The organism is Sporolactobacillus vineae DSM 21990 = SL153 (assembly GCF_000377985.1).
In the GTDB taxonomy this organism is placed as follows: domain Bacteria; phylum Bacillota; class Bacilli; order Bacillales; family Sporolactobacillaceae; genus Sporolactobacillus; species Sporolactobacillus vineae.
This window is the reverse complement of sequence record NZ_KB899060.1, coordinates 1-15,902: the sequence shown is the minus strand read 5'-3', so window position 1 is coordinate 15,902 and position 15,902 is coordinate 1. Positions and strand designations below refer to the sequence as shown.

Here is a 15,902-nt window from a genome sequence, read left to right as displayed (position 1 = left end):
TGATATAAATAGATGAAAAAAGTATAATGGTATCTTAAATAGTTAATATCATGTGGAATGATCATTAAGATTAGTCAGCCGCATAAGCAGGCCATTCTGGATCAAATATTCGGGGCCGTGAAACTCTATTCTCTATAAAAGGTAAGGGGACAGTACCAATGACGAAATCGATAAATAAGTACACACAGGGTATTTGCGATGAACTTTACCAGATGATTTTTTCAGGAGAAGTGGTCTATGAGGTCCGAGAAAAATTGAAAAATGTTACTGTAGAGCTCGAAGCGGGAGACATAAACATCGAGGAATTTGACCATGCAGCGGTTATCGCACATAAATACGGTCAGCTCATTTATGACTATTTTCTCATCGCTCTGCATCGTCAGGGATTGACTGTAATCAATAGCCATCCGGATATCAAACCGCAAAGAATGTTCCGATGTGATTGTTGCGGGCGTGTCTATCATTATGCAGATTCGACTTTCTTCATAGGCAACTATTTCAATGAGTTTACTGTCAGGTTTGCCTATGGCAGCCCGTTTGACGAGTCGATTATCTCATTCACTCTGTGCGAGATTTGCCTGTTCAATCTGATCAGACAGTTTAAACATCAGCCGATCGATGACAATGGGCAGAACATGGTTAAAGAGTTTGACAAGTACCGGAAAGATTATTATCAGGAATTAGAGAATTTGGAGAAGGAGTGATGGAATGAAGTTGTTCCAAATTAGCAGCAATGCATATTTTAACGGAAAGAATAACTAGTTAAATGTTGAATTAAGGTAATTTGAAATAGTTTAAGCCCATTAAGTTGATCTAGGAGGGAGGACGATGAAAATGCCAGATGAAGAGCAATATTACACAATTAAGGAACTCGCTAAGAAATTCGATATGAAGGAATCCACCTTTCGTCGCAAAGTCAAGAAATATTTGCCTCATAATGAAAAATATATGAGGAAGAAGAAGATTAGTGGAGTAAAACAACTAGTGACTGTAATCACCGATGATGGATCCAATCTATTATCACTAAAAATATCAGAAGAGGAATTAGGCTTTGACCCAGGTAATCCGCCATTATATGTTGATCTCGAACACTTTATTGATTTGGACAGTATAAAAATTGCTCAAAAAAAAGAAGAAATCGCGACTTTAAAAAGAATTTATAATCAGATGGATTCTGACCAGTCCAAACAAATAACTCATATTGAGCTACAGAAAAAAACAGAAGAACTTGTTGCCCTGCTTGAGGACGAAATTGAACATCAGGCAAGTTTAATTGGGGAACTTTTTGATAATAAGTAAAATATTCGATGACTGCGCTAGAATTTTTAATTTACCTTACGAGGATACGTTATATCGCTCACTAAATCATCCTAATTTGGCTGCTACCTTTTTCCATGCGAAAAATCAGTGGGGTGACGGACGTATACAAAAGAATTCACTTCAGGCAAATCATATTTTAATAATAGACTAATTTTTCCGATAAGATAAATGAATGTGGTTACTCGTATAGTTACTCATGAAAGAGTTGTTAATCCGTAAATTTTCCTTGATGATCTGTAATGAGTGGTATTACATCATGTATAATCAATTCTTAAACAAAGAAAAAATTAGGAAGCGATGTGTCATGAAAGATAATTTATTAATAATGTTAAAAGCATTTTTTAGATTTCTAGTGACATTCACAAGGGCAGTTTTTGTAGTCATAAAGGTAATATTATTTTTGATTTTTAAAGTAGTATTTTTCGGGAAAAGAAGTCTTGATAAGACCTTTGGCCATGTGAATGGTGAGGTGGAAGATATGACTGACTCAATGCTTTATGGTAAAAATTATAGGACTTTTCGAGAAGCTTTGAGACAAGAGAGGCGTGAAAAAGAAAGATTTCATAAATAAGGCAGATTGGAGCACAATTCTAATGCTTAGATCTATTGTGGAGAATTTCAAATCAAATCGAAAGTATGTTATTCCTGAATTACTAATAGGATATTTTTTGTATCATGGTTCTCTCACAGGATTTTATGTTAATTTATTCTTGCCGCTTTTGCTCGCTTTGTTTATACAAAGTTTTGGCCTTCTATTACTATTTTTAGGTTCTTCGCGCTTATCCGCGAAAATAGTTTTGCCGTTTGCTATTCTTGTACTAGCATTAGGTGCATGGAAGCCCCTTTTAATTACATTGTTTCCTGAATTATTGCTCATTATTCTGGCGATCCTACTAAGAAATCAGCTTCAAATTCCATTTGTTAAATGGATTTACGATTATATATCTAAATGGTGGGTATCTGTCGCATGGCAATTTGAATTTTACAGAGAAATAGAACGTAAACATCTTCAAAAACAACACGATTATGAAAGCCACAAAGAGAAGAATTATAGAGAAAAGAAAGAAGAGGAAAGAGAAAGAGAAGAAAGAGAAGAAAGAGAAGAAAGAGAAAAAAATAGAGAAGAGAGCAATTCTAAGAGGATTCTTGAGCAACAAGAAAGGATAAAACGCAATCTCGAACAAAGAGAAAGGGAAAACGAAGAAGCTAAGAAAGTATCCCCTTTCAAAATACTTGGTATTGATGAAAATAGTACTTGGAAGGAAACCATTCAAGCATATAAATCATCCAAAAAAGAGTTGAGTCTTGAAATAAAATTCCTTACAAGTCAAGGATTCTCAGAAGGTGATGAAAAAATAATTAGCCTTAATACACACATAAGTGATATCAATAAAGCCTATCAAAAAATCAAAAAGTTAAAAAGGAGCTAAAAAGATGTCTCTTACACTAGGTATCGATTTGGGAACAACAAATTCTGCCCTAGCAATCTATGAAGATGGGGAGCCAAAAATATTAGAAAATAAAAACGGAAACAGAGTTACTCCGTCTGTTGTATCCTTTAAGGATGGTGAGATCATTGTTGGCGAACCGGCAAAAAATCAATTAGCCATAAATCCTAACACTTTTGCTTCCATAAAAAGACATATGGGTGAGCCTAATTATACCGTTCAAGTTAATGAAACTAAATATTCACCTGAAGAAATTTCTTCAGAAATACTAAAGTATTTAAAAGAAGTAGCTGAACAGCATACTGGTGAGACAATCAATAAAGCAATTATCACTGTACCTGCTTACTTCAATGATGATCAACGTACAGCTACTAAGAAGGCTGGGGAACTGGCCGGTCTCAAGGTTGAAAGGGTGTTGAATGAACCAACAGCAGCTGCAATTGCCTTCGGGGCGAATAAGAAGACGAGATCAGGATCGGTTAATATATTGGTTTACGACCTCGGTGGAGGGACTTTTGATGTTTCAATACTTCAATTAGAAGAAGGGATTTATGAGGTCCTAGCAACGGATGGCGACAACAAACTGGGTGGTGATGATTTTGATTTATTAATTGTGAAATGGATAAATGCTCAGATCAAAAGTGAATTTAACATTGACCTGACGTCTGATAAGCGTGTTCAGATTAGACTTAAAGAAGAAGCTGAAAAAGCAAAGAAGTCGTTGAGTGCACAAACTAAATGCGAAATAACAATCCCATTCCTATCAATTAACCCATCGACAAACATTCCAATAAACTTCGAAAGCACCCTCACGAGAGAAACGTTTAACGACTTGATTCAGGACTTGGTGCAGCGTACTGAAGAACCTGTAAAAAAAGCCCTAGAACTTGCAAAAATATCTCTGAAGGATATAGACTTGATTGTCATGAATGGTGGATCAACAAGAATTCCTTATGTACAAGATTTTGTTAGAAAGATCACGCATAAGCCAATTAACTTCGTTGTAAATCCTGATGAAGCAGTAGCTATAGGTGCTGCGATTCTTGGTGAATCACTCTCTGACATGTCAGGTTCAGATTCAAATGCTATAGATCTTGTTGACGTGACTCCAATGTCTTTAGGCATTGAGATTGTGAATGATGGGTTCTCAGTTTTGATTCCAAGGAATACACCAATTCCTTATACAAACTCAGGAATTTATCATACTACCCAAGATAATCAAACTATGATTTCATCTCATATTGCACAAGGAGAATCTGAGAAAGCCTCCGAGAACTATGTCCTAGGTCTATTAGAGATTCCAGGATTACCACCCCTACCAGCTGGGCAAGCACAGATTGAAGTGACATTTATACTAGATGCAAACGGAATCCTTACTGTGAAAGGGAAAAATATGGAGAATAATAATGTGGTTAAAGTAGTTATTAATAAAGAAGACCGGATGGGGAAATTTCCTTCTCGAGCTAATTAATCAAACATTATATAATATCATTTTTGAGTATTTTCATCAGGAATGAATTTATTGGTATTGACGTAAAAGCACAAATAGAAATTTATAAATTTGACGCTTGCAAAAAATTGTCAATAAATTTTGTGTCGAATCATTTCTATCATTAGCGATAGTTAATGGCGGCCACGGAAAAAAGCATAGCTTGAGTTAACTTATATTAGCTATGTGGATTACTACATCAGCTTTTTTGAAAATTATTTAATGGCGCCGGATTCAGCGATCACTGTACTCCGGCAAAAGGCAATGGAAATGTTGCGGTCCAATCCCGATCAGCCGGTCGATCAAAGAATTACTCAGACAGCCAATCTGGCAAGAAAATTTATCAGGCTCCAACATAATAAAGATTTGATGTATGCACTTGAGATGAGCGGCATCTACATTGTTGAAAAGAACCTTGGTCCGGAAATTGATGCCTACAGCACCATCACGGACGATGGGCGCTCATTCATCATTCTGGGAAATATCAAAAAATCGGCTGTTCGCAGAAACTTTGATCTGGCTCATGAGCTCGGTCATCTTCTGCTTCATACGACCGTTGATATGGACACACTGACCAGACAAGAGCACAAGCAGATCGAGCAGCAGGCGAATGAATTTGCCTCTGACTTTCTGCTGCCAGAGGCGGAATTCAAACGGGACTTTGCTGAACTGCCAAGACATTCCAATCCGGATTACTATATCGAGATGAAACGCAAATATTTTCGCTGGTTGCTTTGGAATACCGTGCTTACAAATTAGGGCTGATGACTTATCAGGAAAATCGCTATTTCTTTGGGCAGCTGAACAAAAAAGGGTACAGGACGTTCGAACCTCTGGATGATCAGCTGCCGCCGATTCGTCCGGGCCGGGTCAAATCCCTGCTGCAGCTCATTCTCGATAAGTATATTGTTTCTGTTTCTGATCTGGAATCTGAGTTTCACATCACTCCTGTGTTTCTTGCTAATTTATTCGGCTTAGACAAGAGCTTCTTTGACCGCTATATGCAATCGAAGAAGCGGTACTTTGATGCTGCACAAGTGATTCCCATTAGAAAAGCAGACTGACTGTATTGTTTGCCTGATGCTCTATAGAATTTGAGTGTTCCAGCTAATATAATAAGGATCAAACAAACTGTCGCATCAGCATCATCAAATGGCAGAAGCTCTTGCTGGCGTGCGGTCACACGGAAGGGATGTTTCAACTTACTATGGCCAATATCTACGTTAGAATGGCATCCGCCGATGATTTAAATGCAATCATGGCGATCATCGATGATGCCAAACAACTTTTAAAACGAGATGGCAGCACTCAGTGGCAGGACGGCAGTCCGAACAGAGAGCTGCTGAAGAGTGATATTTTAAAAAGTCGCTGCTGGGTGCTGATGGTCGGTAATCAAGTTGCCGGTACATCAACACTTCTGACTGAGCCGGAACCCACGTACATAAAAATTGAAAAAGGTTCATGGCATCAACAGGAAGAACGCTATGCAACGATTCACCGGGTAGCGATTTCTTCAAAGTTCAGAGGGATGCACCTGAGCAAGTTTATGTTCTCAAATCTGATTTCGATCGGGTATTTAAAGGGATTCAGAAATTTCCGGATCGATACACATGAGGTTAATGTCCGGATGCAAAAGCTGATTAAGGACTTCAATTTCGTCTACCGCGGTGACATTTTCATTGATCAGACGCCTGAAGGTAAAAGAATGGCCTACGAGCTTAACATGGACTGAGAAATAACCGCAACCATCCGGAGGGTGCGCATGAAAATACTTCTTCTGTTAGCCAAGGGTTTTGAAACGATGGAGTTCAGTGTGTTTGTTGATGTGATGGGCTGGGCCCGGAATGATTATGGATACGATGTGGAAGTGGTCACCTGCGGATTTCAGCGGCAGGCTGTCAGTTCATTTATGTCCCGATGACTCATGAAATTTTATTCGAGCGATTTTCGATCCAAATACTGATCCCAGCGATGCCGATTTTGTTCTCTTGATCGGCTACTTCGACGGTAAAATCAATTTCTTCCTGGGTTTCAACGGATAAGGTGAACCCGTTTTTCTCCAAAAAAGCTTCGAGTGCGGCGAACGCCGTTCGTTTATTGGCATTAAAAAATGGGTGATTCTGAGCCAGACTCTGAAACAGGGCGGCTGCTTTCTTGAAAATCGTTGGATAGGCTTCGCTTCCAAATGCCGACTGCTTTGGCCGATTTACAGCGCTGTTTAAGAGTGCCGCTTCTTTGATACCAGTATCTTCATTTGGCGAATAGTTTCTAATTAAAAAGGCATTCAGATAGATGATTTGTTCTTCGCTGAGGTAATGGGTCATCGGGTAGTCAAGCCCTTGAAGACATCATCGTACTTGTCAATGATACCATTAACCATATTGATGAAGTCTGGATCGACATCCTTGGGCAGAGTCGTGCTCTCCTTCTTATTAAGTGTTACGGTTCCGTCTGTTTGTATTTTGAAGTCGATCTGATCGCCCGGCTTTACGTTGAGGTGCTTCAGAATTTCATGCGGGAAAGTAGCACCACAACTATTTCCTATCTTCATGAGTTTCCTCTGAACGGTAATTTCATCCATGGCATTCGACCTCCCCTGTTAAGTACATTCTTATGTTATCACGTTATAACGGTGATAACAACAACTTTGGCAGCTTAAAAGTGGAAGTTACGTCGCCATCGTCTGGCCGCCGTTGACATGGATGGTCTGGCCCGTGATATATGACCCGTCGTCTGAAGCAAGCAGAACATAGACAGGCGCAAGATCATAGGGCTGTCCCTGAAATTCAGGAGAAGGATTTACTGGGTGGAGAATGGTTCAGCATGGCATAATGATTGAATAAACAGCCGACTTGTTATAGTATTGAAGGCGAAAACTGAATAGATTTCTTCGGGGCAGGGTGAAATTCCCGACCGACGGTGACAACTTTAAGTTGAAGTCCGTGACCCACGTTTTTGTGGTGGACCCAGTGCGAGTCTGGGACCGACAGTACAGTCTGGATGGGAGAAGAAGCAGCGTGAAATTTCGTACAACAGTGTACGCGTTACTTGGCGTACCCATGCTCGTATGGAATCTTATTTAGCTTATCAAATTTTGGCCCCGCGATTGTGCGGGGCCTTTTTTTCGTGAGGTGAGCGGAATCAGTGATTCAGGGAAGTTCATGGCACGTGCCTTTGAGGAGGCGCGCAAAGGCGCCGGCAACACCTGGACGAATCCTCTAGTAGGGGCTGTTATCGTCAGGAATGGCATGATCCTTGCCACCGGCTATCATCATCGTTTCGGGCAGATGCATGCCGAAGTGAATGCATTGAGCCATCTTAACCACATTGCGGACGCACGCGGTGCAACGATGTATGTCACATTGGAGCCGTGCAGCCACTATGGGAAAACGCCACCTTGTGCCAAACGGCTCGTCGACGCGGGAATCAAGAAAGTCGTGATTGGTCAGCAAGATCCCAATCCACTGGTTTCCGGTAAAGGGATTGCCATTCTAAAGCAAGGCGGCATTGACGTTGAAGTGCATGAGGAAACTGGGGGAATCAATCAGGCATACAACTTCTTTTATAGGCATCATCGCCCGTTGATCACTGTGAAATATGCCATGTCGCTGGACGGCAAGATCAACAGTGTTATGGGGCGACGCACGCTATTAACCGGCAAGGCCGCATATCAGGACAGTCAGGCTCTGCGCGCTGCTCACCAGGCAATTCTGATCGGCCAGAAGACCTTTCTGATCGACAACCCGGCGCTGACCGTTCGGACACAGCAAGTGTCTTTTCCGCCGATCCGGATCATTCTTGTTGATGATGCTGATACAGTGGATCAAAATGCACGGGTATTCCAGACAAAAGCACCCGTCTGGCTGCTTAGTCGGCAGCCGTCTCATCGTGAATGGCCAGCCTTCGTTCGCGTGTTTGAATGTGATGAGTGGGCTCCGGAAGCTATTGTGAAACTGCTTGCGGAGCACGGCGTGCAGTCGGTCATGGTCGAGGGAGGCAGTCACGTTCATGCGTGCTTTGTGGCTGCAGGATTAGTCGATCGCATCATCGTCTATCTGGCGCCGCAGATGTTAGGCGGTCATGGGCTGCCTGCAGTTTGGGGACAGGCAAGTGACGCTGTAGAGAAATTTAAAATAACGGGTTTTCAGCGATTAAATGACGATCTTCGGATCGAAGCAAGGAGGATGTAAATGTTCACAGGAATTATCCGCGGCATGGGCCGCATTACCGAAATCAAGCGTGAAAAGGAAACAGCTTCATTATCGATTGCAACGCCGATCACCCGGCAAATCAACAGTCAGATCGGCGACAGCATAGCAGTTGATGGAATATGTCTCACGATCACAGCGCTGCATGAGGACGGTTTCTCCGTAGACGTTATGCCGGAAACCGTTCGGCGGACCAACCTCGCTGCTTTAAGGCAAGGGGATCGAATCAATTTGGAACCTGCCTTACAAGCAGGCGAGCGTTTGGATGGCCATTTCGTTCTTGGACATGTCGATACAACGGCAAAATTGGTTGGACGGGTGCCTGATCAAAATGCGCTGACGCTCACGCTTTCATTCCCGCACAACTATCGACCATACATTGTTGAAAAAGGATCCGTCGCGATTAACGGGGTCAGTCTCACGGTGATCGCTGTCACGGATACGACGTTTTCCGTCAGTTTGATTCCCTATACTCAAAAAGAAACAGTTCTTGGCTCTCTGAAGATTGATTCCCTGGTAAATATTGAGACAGATATTTTAGGCAAGTACATTGTCAACCAGCTGGAGGCGCAAAATGAATAATCATGAAGTGACGAAGCGCGTTGAAGCAGCCATTGCCGCATTACAGCAAGGCGGCCTCGTTATTGTGACAGATTCGGATCATCGCGAAGCGGAAGGCGACATGATCGGCCTGGCACAGTATGTGACACCGGAGGCGGTGAATACAATGGTTTCCAAGGCAAGGGGGCTGCTCTGTGTGCCAATGAGCCGAGACGGTGCGGAGCGGCTGAACCTGGGCCCGATGGTGAGTCATGCGACAGATGCTTTCGGCACCGCGTTTACGGTCAGTGTTGATGCGCGAACCACGTCGACAGGAATCTCCGCTTACGATCGCGCAGATACAATCAAACAATTGGCAGATGACACCAAATCCTGGGCCGACTTTTATCGCCCCGGCCATGTCTTTCCATTAGTTGCTGCGGATCATGGTGTCCTGGAACGAGAGGGTCATACTGAAGCGGCTGTCGATTTAGCCAAAATTTCCGGAGCACCGCCGGTCGCCTACATCTGTGAGATTTTGAAGAAAAACGGTAAGATGGCCCGACAAAAGGATCTGAAAGCTTTCGCAGAGGGCACCAAGATGCCGCTGCTCTCGATTCAAGACATAAAAGTCTACCGTTACATGCATGACATTGACGTCGCTGAATCGATTACCCAAGTGAAACTGCCGACGAAGTATGGTGATTTCAACCTGGAAGCCTTTGAAACGCATAACGGGCAGGAGCCAACCTTACTGATTTCAAAGGGCAGACCAAACCCAACTGAACCCTTACTCCTGCGCATCCACTCTGAATGTTTCACGGGCGATATATTAGGTTCCAAGCGCTGCGATTGCGGTGAACAGCTGGCTACTGCACTGAGGACAATCGAGGCACAAGGACACGGTGCGGTGATCTACCTGCGTCAGGAGGGACGCGGGATTGGGCTTGCCAATAAGCTCCGTGCTTATAAGTTGCAGGAAGAAGGCTACGACACCGTCGAAGCGAACGTCCATCTGGGGTTCCAGCCTGACCAGCGGCATTATGGCATCGTCGCCGCAATTTTACACAAGAAAGACATCAGCACCGTTGAACTGATGACCAATAATCCCGACAAGATCGACCAACTCCGGGCACTGGGTATCAATGTCACAACGCGCCTGCCCATTGAAATACCGGCGCAGCCGGAGAACAGGAAATATTTGGAAATAAAGAAGCGCAAGCTGCACCACTTACTCAGGGGGGTTCAATAATGAAGGAATATCGCGGTAAGATCAATGGGGAAGGCAAACGAGTCGGCATTGTTGTAGCACAGTTCAATGAGCTCGTTACGAGCCGCTTGCTGTCAGGTGCACTGAATGAATTGCAAAAACTCGGCGTATCTGAAGACAACATTATGGTTGCCTGGGTACCTGGCGCGTTTGAACTGCCGCGCGCAGCCAAACAGCTTGCAACTGCACAAAAGGTTGACGGTATCATTGCCTTAGGAGCTGTCATTCGCGGTGAAACGTCTCACTATGACTATGTCTGTTCGGAAACCGCCCGGGGTCTTGCTCAAGTTTCATTGAACAGTTCAGTTCCAGTGATGTTTGGTGTCCTGACGACGGACAATCTTGAACAAGCGATAAATCGAGCCGGCGGTAAGGCAGGTAATAAAGGCAGCGAATGTGCGGCCGGTGTCTTACAGATGATTTCACTGGATGAATGGGTAAAGATGTAAGCTAACACATCATCTCAGAAAATAAGGAAAGCAGCCGGTTGTGAAACATCTTATCTGCAAGATTCAACTGATCCCAGTGCAAAGCCTGGAAACTCTTATTTAAGAGCTTCCAGGCTTCTTCAAGTTGTCATTCATGTTTTGGAAAGAAAAATTAAAGCGAAAACCGGTCAATTTCCATAATTATTTGTTCCATTAGCTCGGCTGCGGAACATTCCTTGCTCATCCCTACGCCCTGCCCGGCCCACATTGATAGCCAGTCTGGATTTTTTTCCTTGCCTGCTTTCTTACGGATATCCTGAGTCAGCTGATTCTGTATAGGATAAACTGGGAAAAGGTGCGCGAACGGATCAAATCGTTTCACAAATTCATTTCGGATCCCCCGAGCAGGTTTCCCGCTGAAAGCTGCTGTCACAACGGTGTCAGTCTCGGCATGGTTCAGCAGCAATTTTTTTTGCCACTCGCTGATGCCGCTTTCCAAACATGTCAGAAAAGCCGTACCCATTTGAACGGCCTCAGCGCCTAAGATCCGTGCAGCCAATACACCGCGCCCGTCCATAATCCCACCGGCAGCAATCACAGGAATATGGACGGCATCAACAGTCTGTGGAATCAGGGCCATTACGCCGACCATTCCTTCCGCAAAAGGAACAGCAAATGTACCGCGATGTCCGCCTGCCTCGCTGCCTTGAACGACCACCATTTCCATACCTGCTCTTTCGTTCAGAACGGCTTCGTGAACCGTCGTTGCTGTTCCGATAACACGTATGTTCCTGTCCTTCAGTTCATCGATGATTGACTGATCAGGAATGCCGAATGTAAAACTGCATACGGGTACTTGAGTTGTTATGACGACATCAAGCTGTTTGCGGAAGGTTTCCAAAGTTGGCTGCTGCACAGCGGGAGGATCACCTAAATGCAATTTTTCCCGGATTGGGCGGAGCAGGCGATTGGAGTTGCTGACTTTGTCAGCATCAATCTCGGCATTCTCCGGTACAAAAAGGTTAACGGCAAACGGACGATCGGTCAGCTTCCGAATTTTTTCAATATCAATGCGCATACTTTCAGAAGTCATATAACCGGCGCCCAAGGTTCCTAATCCGCCGGCATTTGATACAGCGGCGACCAGTTCCGGCGTGGTCGGCCCTCCTGCCATTCCTGCCTGGATAATCGGATAGTCGATCCTCAATTTCTTCGTTATCGCCGTATTTTTCCATTTCATGATAAAAGCGCTCCCTTTGATTTGGGGTATTAGACTACCCGGTTCCCTTGTTTTCAATTTGCCATTACCGTTCATCGTGCAGTAAATGATATCGCTTACATTTGGAAGACTATTAAATTCATACTGGCCGGTTCCGGTTAGTTGTTTTTTTTTATAGTTTCCCCTTTGGAAGAACAAGGTGTAATCGCTGCTCAAGCACTCACTGATTTTCCCTGCTGATCTGACGCAGCGTGGCCGAAACGCTGCCCGCATAGCTGGAACCGAATTTGTTCAGGTGCACCATCAGGTAATAGAGCCGGTAAAAGGGCAGACGTTTTTCATAGCCTTCATCAAACGGATAGGCGGCTGCGTAAGCCCGGTAAAATTCAGAGGTGAAACCGCCGAAGACCGTGGTAACGCCAAGATCCAGTTCACGATCGCCGTAAACAGCTGCCGGATCGATGAGTGCCGGGGAACCATCCGCCAAAAACATATAGTTTCCGCCCCATAGATCACCATGCAGCAGCACGGGTTTACTCGTGTGGCTCGCCAGTTCCGCGACAATGCGATCACGGCTCTTTTCGTACAGCTTAACGTCACCGCTCGTCCATAGCCGCTTCTTTTGCAGCAGCGCAGCGAGCACATCCAGACGCCGGTTGACGAACAATTCGGTCCATGAATCTGTCCAGTCGTTATTGAATGAGATGCTCGAGCCCGAATAAGGATAGTCAAAGCCGAACCGGCCATTTGGACTTTCCGAGCGATGGAGATGGGCAACCAGCTTTCCCAGATCCGACTGTTTTCCGGTGCCGCGCTCAAGGTAATTCAGCAGCAGATAGGCCCCCGCGCTTGTCTGTCCACTGGCGATCACCCGCGGAGCGAGAATACCGGCTTCTTTAAAAGCATGCAGTCCGGCAATTTCACCGGCATAGAAACTTCTGGTCTGATTGGGCTGGAACAGAAGGAAATAGCTTCCCTTGCCGGTATCGATCCGGAAAGCCTGATTCACATCCCCTCCGCCAACCTGCGTGACCTGCTGTACATCTTCCAGCGGCAATTGATGGATCCAGTCATCGACCATCGTTCTTCCCCCTCGATAATAATATGATTTACTTCAAGTTTAGAACCTTTAATAAAAATTGTATAATTCCCCAGTGGGAATCGCCAGGACAAGCAAGTGAAACGGTATCGCTTTTTGACATGATTCTGGGGTATCATAAAGTTCAGCAAATGAAGTTTGAGAAATGCAGATAATAAAAGGAGAAACGAAAATGGCCTATATCGTGGATTTTAAAAATGTGTCCAAGGTTGGATTAGAATCTTCACCCGTAGCCGACGCGCTTGCCGGTTTGCGTGCCAATGAGGCGCGTTATTTCATGAACAAATATAAGCATGAATTTACGGTTGTACCGGCAAGTGAAAGCCAGGAGACACTTGATTATGTAAACCGGATCTTGAAAGAAGAACGTGATCTTGAATTTGCGGCCAGCCCTCTTGAAACATCGCGCTTTCAAGTAGAAAATATCAAATTTGCCTATGTCTTCTATGAGGATGGGCTTGAAATCAATGTCATGTATACGGTTGACAACCCTAAGAAACGGGCCGTCGGTTTGAAGCTTTCCGAAGGTATGGCGATACCTGCGGAGCTAGAAGGAAAGTTTAAGTTTGCCCGGCAGAAATCTAAACTCGCTGGAACGATCCGCGGGTCGTTCTTTGTCATTAAAGGAGAATATTAATGTGAGTAAAGCATAAGTGGAGTGAATCTTAAGACTTTCTAACGTGAATAAAGAGGTGGCGTGAATTTTTTTGATCAGGAAAATTCGCGCCGCCTTTTTATTATCGGAATACTCGTTTCCGGATTACGTTTCTTATCAACGGCCCGCTCACCGGGAATATCCCCTTTCGCAAAAGAATACCTTAGGATTCATCCTCCAGTTTTCTGATCCATCGATAGAACTTTAAAATAATAAAGAGCAGAAAGGGGTTCACCAGAAATGAATAGAAGGTGTTCCACCATCCATGATGAAAGTAGCCCCACGGTTCAGGCAATAATGCGATGCATTCATAGAGCGTAATCGCGAGGGTCCAGGAAAAGACATAGAGCAGCCGTTTCATTAAGGACCTTGCAAACGGGTACCCATTTAAAAAAAGAATATTCACCGGCGGAATAAGCACGGTTTCAATGAGAATCGATTTCCATTCGATTTGCCCTGAGAAATACCAATAGCCATGATATTTCTTACCGATATAGGCATCAGTAAGCAATTGCAAAGCGATCGTAAAGGTCCATAATTGAACGATCTGACTTTTTGTCAGTTTATGATTGGTCAGGAAAGCAACCATATGAAAAAGGACAATGGCGATTGAAAGCCCGATCATGGGGATCACATTCTTTTTTAACTAAAGTATGTCCACTCAAGGTTCAACTCACTCATAGAAGCAGATTGCTTTGCGGCGCGGTGATGTTCACCTATGATAATACATGTTGCGCATGACACATTTCTGTCATATGAATCAGAGGAGGAAAAAGCATGAAAGCTGTTGTCATTAATGAATACGGTCCTGCAGAGAACCTGCATCTTGAAGAACTGCCGGTACCGGAAATTGCCGAAGATGAAATATTAATTGAAAACTATGCAACCAGTATCAATCCGATCGACTGGAAGGCCCGTCTCGGCCTGCTTAAACCCATGTTTAACTGGGATTTTCCGGTGGTGTTGGGATGGGACGCTGCAGGCGTGGTCACGAAAGTCGGTGCCGGGGTAACCAGGTTCAAAGTCGGCGATGAGGTCTTTGCGCGTCCGGATATTTACAAAGACGGCAAACGGGGGACCTACGCGGAATATGTAGCTGCCAAAGAAGATAAAGTGGCATTAAAGCCCGAGTCACTTTCATTTGAAACCGCAGCGGCGATTCCGCTGGCGGGTCTGACGGCCTGGCAGGCGGTTAAGGACCGTCTGCATGTGAAAGCCGGTGAAAAAGTTCTCGTGCAGGCAGGTGCCGGCGGTGTCGGCTTGTTTGCGATCCAGATCGCGAAATATCTCGGGGCGTACGTGGCAACGACTGCAAGTGCAGAAAACCGGGATTTGCTGCTTCGTCTCGGCGCGGATGAGGTCATTGATTACCATACAACGAAAATTGAAGACGTGCTGCATGATTATGATGCGGTCTTTGATACGATTGACGCCATCGACGAAGGCCTGAAAATTCTCAAGCCTGCCGGACGTCTGGTCACGATCGCCGGGCATCCGACCGCTGAACAAAAAAATGGTTCACAGGATGTTTCGGATTGGTGGCTGCAGCCCAATGGCGCGCAGCTGAGCGAACTGGGCACTTTAGTGGCTCAGAAAATAATCAAAGTCGTCATTGACAGTACATTTGATTTATCGACTAAAGGTTTGCAAGCCGCACATAAACGCAGTGAAAGCCGTCATGCCCATGGGAAAATTGTCATCAAGATCAAGTGAAACGAGAAATGATTCCGAAGCAGAAAGCCACCCTTTTTTATCCGGGGTGGCTTTCATTTTTGATTCGGTATCGCTGAGTATAATGATTTAAAGTTGTTTCCAGAGAGGGCGTTGTTTTGCAGTAGGGTCGAACGTCGTCTCATCGGAACCCCAAGCTCAGCCTGAGAAAATTTTCGGCAGGCTTTCCATAGTGTCAACGGCCCGAGCCAAATAGGAGCAACTTGAGCCCGAATAAGATCAACTGATATGAACGAAACTGTCAATGCCCCGCACTTGTTTGGCCAGGTCTCCTGTTTTAAGCGACTTTAATCTGAGGGGGGTGCGTCCTCTCTTTCATGCTGGCTCAGTTTCACGTGACTTCCAAACGCACCCCTCCTTCCTTATCATGGGTCGCACGGCTCGAAGGCAAAAAGTACAACGCTGATTGGCATACTGATATCCGTGGATTGGGTACCACATTATATCTTTCCGTCTCAGGAGCCGGCACGTTCTTTTGTCGTACATCAGCCTCGA

General features: G+C 44.6%; 20 protein-coding genes, 1 pseudogene and 1 riboswitch. Of the genes and pseudogenes, 15 read left to right on the top strand and 6 right to left on the bottom strand.

Annotated features, from left to right (window positions below):
* Positions 1-158: 158 nt before the first annotated feature.
* The 9 genes from D889_RS0113470 to D889_RS0113435 all read left to right on the top strand — a co-directional run bounded on the left by D889_RS0113470 (position 159) and on the right by D889_RS0113435 (position 6,178).
* Positions 159-704, top strand: coding sequence for a hypothetical protein (locus D889_RS0113470; protein ID WP_010632535.1), 546 nt, complete (start codon positions 159-161; stop codon positions 702-704).
* Between the two features lie 124 nt (positions 705-828).
* On the top strand, positions 829-1,299 hold the full coding sequence (locus D889_RS0113465) for a hypothetical protein (protein ID WP_010632534.1): 471 nt from the start codon (positions 829-831) through the stop codon (positions 1,297-1,299).
* 325 nt (positions 1,300-1,624) lie between these two features.
* Positions 1,625-1,891: a hypothetical protein gene (locus D889_RS0113460; protein ID WP_141629383.1), complete on the top strand. Its 267-nt coding sequence runs from the start codon at positions 1,625-1,627 to the stop codon at positions 1,889-1,891.
* On the top strand, positions 1,866-2,750 hold the full coding sequence (locus D889_RS0113455; RefSeq protein ID WP_010632532.1) for a hypothetical protein: 885 nt from the start codon (positions 1,866-1,868) through the stop codon (positions 2,748-2,750). The genes D889_RS0113460 and D889_RS0113455 overlap by 26 nt, the downstream gene beginning before the upstream one ends.
* Before the next feature lie 4 nt (positions 2,751-2,754).
* On the top strand, positions 2,755-4,239 hold the full coding sequence (locus D889_RS15045; RefSeq protein ID WP_010632531.1) for an Hsp70 family protein: 1,485 nt from the start codon (positions 2,755-2,757) through the stop codon (positions 4,237-4,239).
* Positions 4,240-4,479: 240 nt separating this feature from the next.
* Positions 4,480-5,016, top strand: coding sequence for an ImmA/IrrE family metallo-endopeptidase (locus tag D889_RS15290; protein WP_141629382.1), 537 nt, complete (start codon positions 4,480-4,482; stop codon positions 5,014-5,016).
* 5 nt (positions 5,017-5,021) lie between these two features.
* A complete protein-coding gene (locus D889_RS15285; RefSeq protein ID WP_141629381.1) occupies positions 5,022-5,321 on the top strand; it encodes a hypothetical protein in 300 nt (99 codons plus the stop codon).
* Positions 5,322-5,464: 143 nt separating this feature from the next.
* Positions 5,465-5,989 carry a GNAT family N-acetyltransferase gene (locus D889_RS0113440; RefSeq protein WP_010632530.1) on the top strand — a complete coding sequence of 175 codons (525 nt, stop codon included), beginning with the start codon at positions 5,465-5,467 and terminating at the stop codon, positions 5,987-5,989.
* 30 nt (positions 5,990-6,019) lie between these two features.
* Entirely contained in the window at positions 6,020-6,178 is a 159-nt protein-coding gene (locus D889_RS0113435; RefSeq protein ID WP_010632529.1) for a type 1 glutamine amidotransferase family protein, read from the top strand.
* Position 6,179: 1 nt separating this feature from the next.
* On the opposite strand, the gene D889_RS0113430 is transcribed toward D889_RS0113435, so the two are convergent.
* The 3 genes and pseudogenes from D889_RS0113430 to D889_RS15480 all read right to left on the bottom strand — a co-directional run.
* Positions 6,180-6,581 carry a type II toxin-antitoxin system death-on-curing family toxin gene (locus tag D889_RS0113430; protein WP_010632528.1) on the bottom strand — a complete coding sequence of 134 codons (402 nt, stop codon included), beginning with the start codon at positions 6,579-6,581 and terminating at the stop codon, positions 6,180-6,182.
* The gene (locus D889_RS0113425) at positions 6,578-6,838 is read right to left on the bottom strand and encodes an AbrB/MazE/SpoVT family DNA-binding domain-containing protein (protein WP_010632527.1); all 261 of its coding nucleotides are present in this window, start codon (positions 6,836-6,838) and stop codon (positions 6,578-6,580) included. Before D889_RS0113425 ends, D889_RS0113430 begins: the two co-directional genes overlap by 4 nt.
* Positions 6,839-6,925: 87 nt before the next feature.
* Positions 6,926-7,036: pseudogene (locus D889_RS15480) on the bottom strand (SDR family oxidoreductase); the annotation flags it as partial.
* Positions 7,037-7,139: 103 nt separating this feature from the next.
* A riboswitch (FMN riboswitch) is annotated at positions 7,140-7,273 on the top strand.
* Between the two features lie 145 nt (positions 7,274-7,418).
* Here D889_RS15480 and ribD point away from each other — a divergent pair.
* The 4 genes from ribD to ribH are packed head-to-tail and all read left to right on the top strand — an operon-like array spanning position 7,419 to position 10,724.
* Positions 7,419-8,447, top strand: a complete 1,029-nt coding sequence (gene ribD, locus D889_RS0113420) for a bifunctional diaminohydroxyphosphoribosylaminopyrimidine deaminase/5-amino-6-(5-phosphoribosylamino)uracil reductase RibD (protein ID WP_010632526.1) — start codon at positions 7,419-7,421, stop codon at positions 8,445-8,447.
* Positions 8,448-9,047, top strand: a complete 600-nt coding sequence (ribE, locus tag D889_RS0113415; RefSeq protein WP_010632525.1) for a riboflavin synthase — start codon at positions 8,448-8,450, stop codon at positions 9,045-9,047.
* Positions 9,040-10,257, top strand: coding sequence for a bifunctional 3,4-dihydroxy-2-butanone-4-phosphate synthase/GTP cyclohydrolase II (locus D889_RS0113410; RefSeq protein ID WP_010632524.1), 1,218 nt, complete (start codon positions 9,040-9,042; stop codon positions 10,255-10,257). The genes ribE and D889_RS0113410 overlap by 8 nt, the downstream gene beginning before the upstream one ends.
* Positions 10,257-10,724, top strand: coding sequence for a 6,7-dimethyl-8-ribityllumazine synthase (gene ribH / locus D889_RS0113405; RefSeq protein ID WP_010632523.1), 468 nt, complete (start codon positions 10,257-10,259; stop codon positions 10,722-10,724). Before D889_RS0113410 ends, ribH begins: the two co-directional genes overlap by 1 nt.
* 151 nt (positions 10,725-10,875) lie before the next feature.
* Here the strand turns inward: ribH and D889_RS0113400 are convergent, their stop codons facing one another.
* Together D889_RS0113400 and D889_RS0113395 are read right to left on the bottom strand one after the other, a co-directional pair.
* Complete coding sequence (locus D889_RS0113400; protein ID WP_010632522.1) at positions 10,876-11,943, bottom strand: NAD(P)H-dependent flavin oxidoreductase; 1,068 nt, start codon at positions 11,941-11,943, stop codon at positions 10,876-10,878.
* 199 nt (positions 11,944-12,142) lie between these two features.
* Complete coding sequence (locus D889_RS0113395) at positions 12,143-13,003, bottom strand: fructosamine kinase family protein (RefSeq protein WP_010632521.1); 861 nt, start codon at positions 13,001-13,003, stop codon at positions 12,143-12,145.
* 190 nt (positions 13,004-13,193) lie between these two features.
* Between D889_RS0113395 and D889_RS0113390 the strand changes: the two genes are divergently transcribed.
* Entirely contained in the window at positions 13,194-13,658 is a 465-nt protein-coding gene (locus D889_RS0113390; protein ID WP_010632520.1) for a hypothetical protein, read from the top strand.
* Positions 13,659-13,839: 181 nt separating this feature from the next.
* Here D889_RS0113390 and D889_RS0113385 read toward each other — a convergent pair whose 3' ends face one another.
* Complete coding sequence (locus tag D889_RS0113385) at positions 13,840-14,301, bottom strand: CBO0543 family protein (RefSeq protein WP_010632519.1); 462 nt, start codon at positions 14,299-14,301, stop codon at positions 13,840-13,842.
* 152 nt (positions 14,302-14,453) lie between these two features.
* On the opposite strand from D889_RS0113385, the gene D889_RS0113380 reads away from it, so the two are divergent.
* On the top strand, positions 14,454-15,389 hold the full coding sequence (locus tag D889_RS0113380) for an NADP-dependent oxidoreductase (protein ID WP_010632518.1): 936 nt from the start codon (positions 14,454-14,456) through the stop codon (positions 15,387-15,389).
* The last annotated feature ends 513 nt before the right edge of the window (positions 15,390-15,902 follow it).

Excerpts from the sequence above, each read along its gene's own strand:
- D889_RS0113470 (WP_010632535.1), top strand. The coding sequence starts at position 159 with ATGACGAAATCGATAAATAAGTACACACAGGGTATTTGCGATGAACTT.
- D889_RS0113465 (WP_010632534.1), top strand. The coding sequence starts at position 829 with ATGAAAATGCCAGATGAAGAGCAATATTACACAATTAAGGAACTCGCT.
- D889_RS0113460 (WP_141629383.1), top strand. The coding sequence starts at position 1,625 with ATGAAAGATAATTTATTAATAATGTTAAAAGCATTTTTTAGATTTCTA.
- D889_RS15045 (WP_010632531.1), top strand. The coding sequence starts at position 2,755 with ATGTCTCTTACACTAGGTATCGATTTGGGAACAACAAATTCTGCCCTA.
- D889_RS15290 (WP_141629382.1), top strand. The coding sequence starts at position 4,480 with ATGGCGCCGGATTCAGCGATCACTGTACTCCGGCAAAAGGCAATGGAA.
- D889_RS15285 (WP_141629381.1), top strand. The coding sequence starts at position 5,022 with ATGACTTATCAGGAAAATCGCTATTTCTTTGGGCAGCTGAACAAAAAA.
- D889_RS0113440 (WP_010632530.1), top strand. The coding sequence starts at position 5,465 with ATGGCCAATATCTACGTTAGAATGGCATCCGCCGATGATTTAAATGCA.
- D889_RS0113435 (WP_010632529.1), top strand. The coding sequence starts at position 6,020 with ATGAAAATACTTCTTCTGTTAGCCAAGGGTTTTGAAACGATGGAGTTC.
- D889_RS0113430 (WP_010632528.1), bottom strand. The coding sequence starts at position 6,581 with ATGACCCATTACCTCAGCGAAGAACAAATCATCTATCTGAATGCCTTT.
- D889_RS0113425 (WP_010632527.1), bottom strand. The coding sequence starts at position 6,838 with ATGGATGAAATTACCGTTCAGAGGAAACTCATGAAGATAGGAAATAGT.
- ribD (WP_010632526.1), top strand. The coding sequence starts at position 7,419 with ATGGCACGTGCCTTTGAGGAGGCGCGCAAAGGCGCCGGCAACACCTGG.
- ribE (WP_010632525.1), top strand. The coding sequence starts at position 8,448 with ATGTTCACAGGAATTATCCGCGGCATGGGCCGCATTACCGAAATCAAG.
- D889_RS0113410 (WP_010632524.1), top strand. The coding sequence starts at position 9,040 with ATGAATAATCATGAAGTGACGAAGCGCGTTGAAGCAGCCATTGCCGCA.
- ribH (WP_010632523.1), top strand. The coding sequence starts at position 10,257 with ATGAAGGAATATCGCGGTAAGATCAATGGGGAAGGCAAACGAGTCGGC.
- D889_RS0113400 (WP_010632522.1), bottom strand. The coding sequence starts at position 11,943 with ATGAAATGGAAAAATACGGCGATAACGAAGAAATTGAGGATCGACTAT.
- D889_RS0113395 (WP_010632521.1), bottom strand. The coding sequence starts at position 13,003 with ATGGTCGATGACTGGATCCATCAATTGCCGCTGGAAGATGTACAGCAG.
- D889_RS0113390 (WP_010632520.1), top strand. The coding sequence starts at position 13,194 with ATGGCCTATATCGTGGATTTTAAAAATGTGTCCAAGGTTGGATTAGAA.
- D889_RS0113385 (WP_010632519.1), bottom strand. The coding sequence starts at position 14,301 with ATGATCGGGCTTTCAATCGCCATTGTCCTTTTTCATATGGTTGCTTTC.
- D889_RS0113380 (WP_010632518.1), top strand. The coding sequence starts at position 14,454 with ATGAAAGCTGTTGTCATTAATGAATACGGTCCTGCAGAGAACCTGCAT.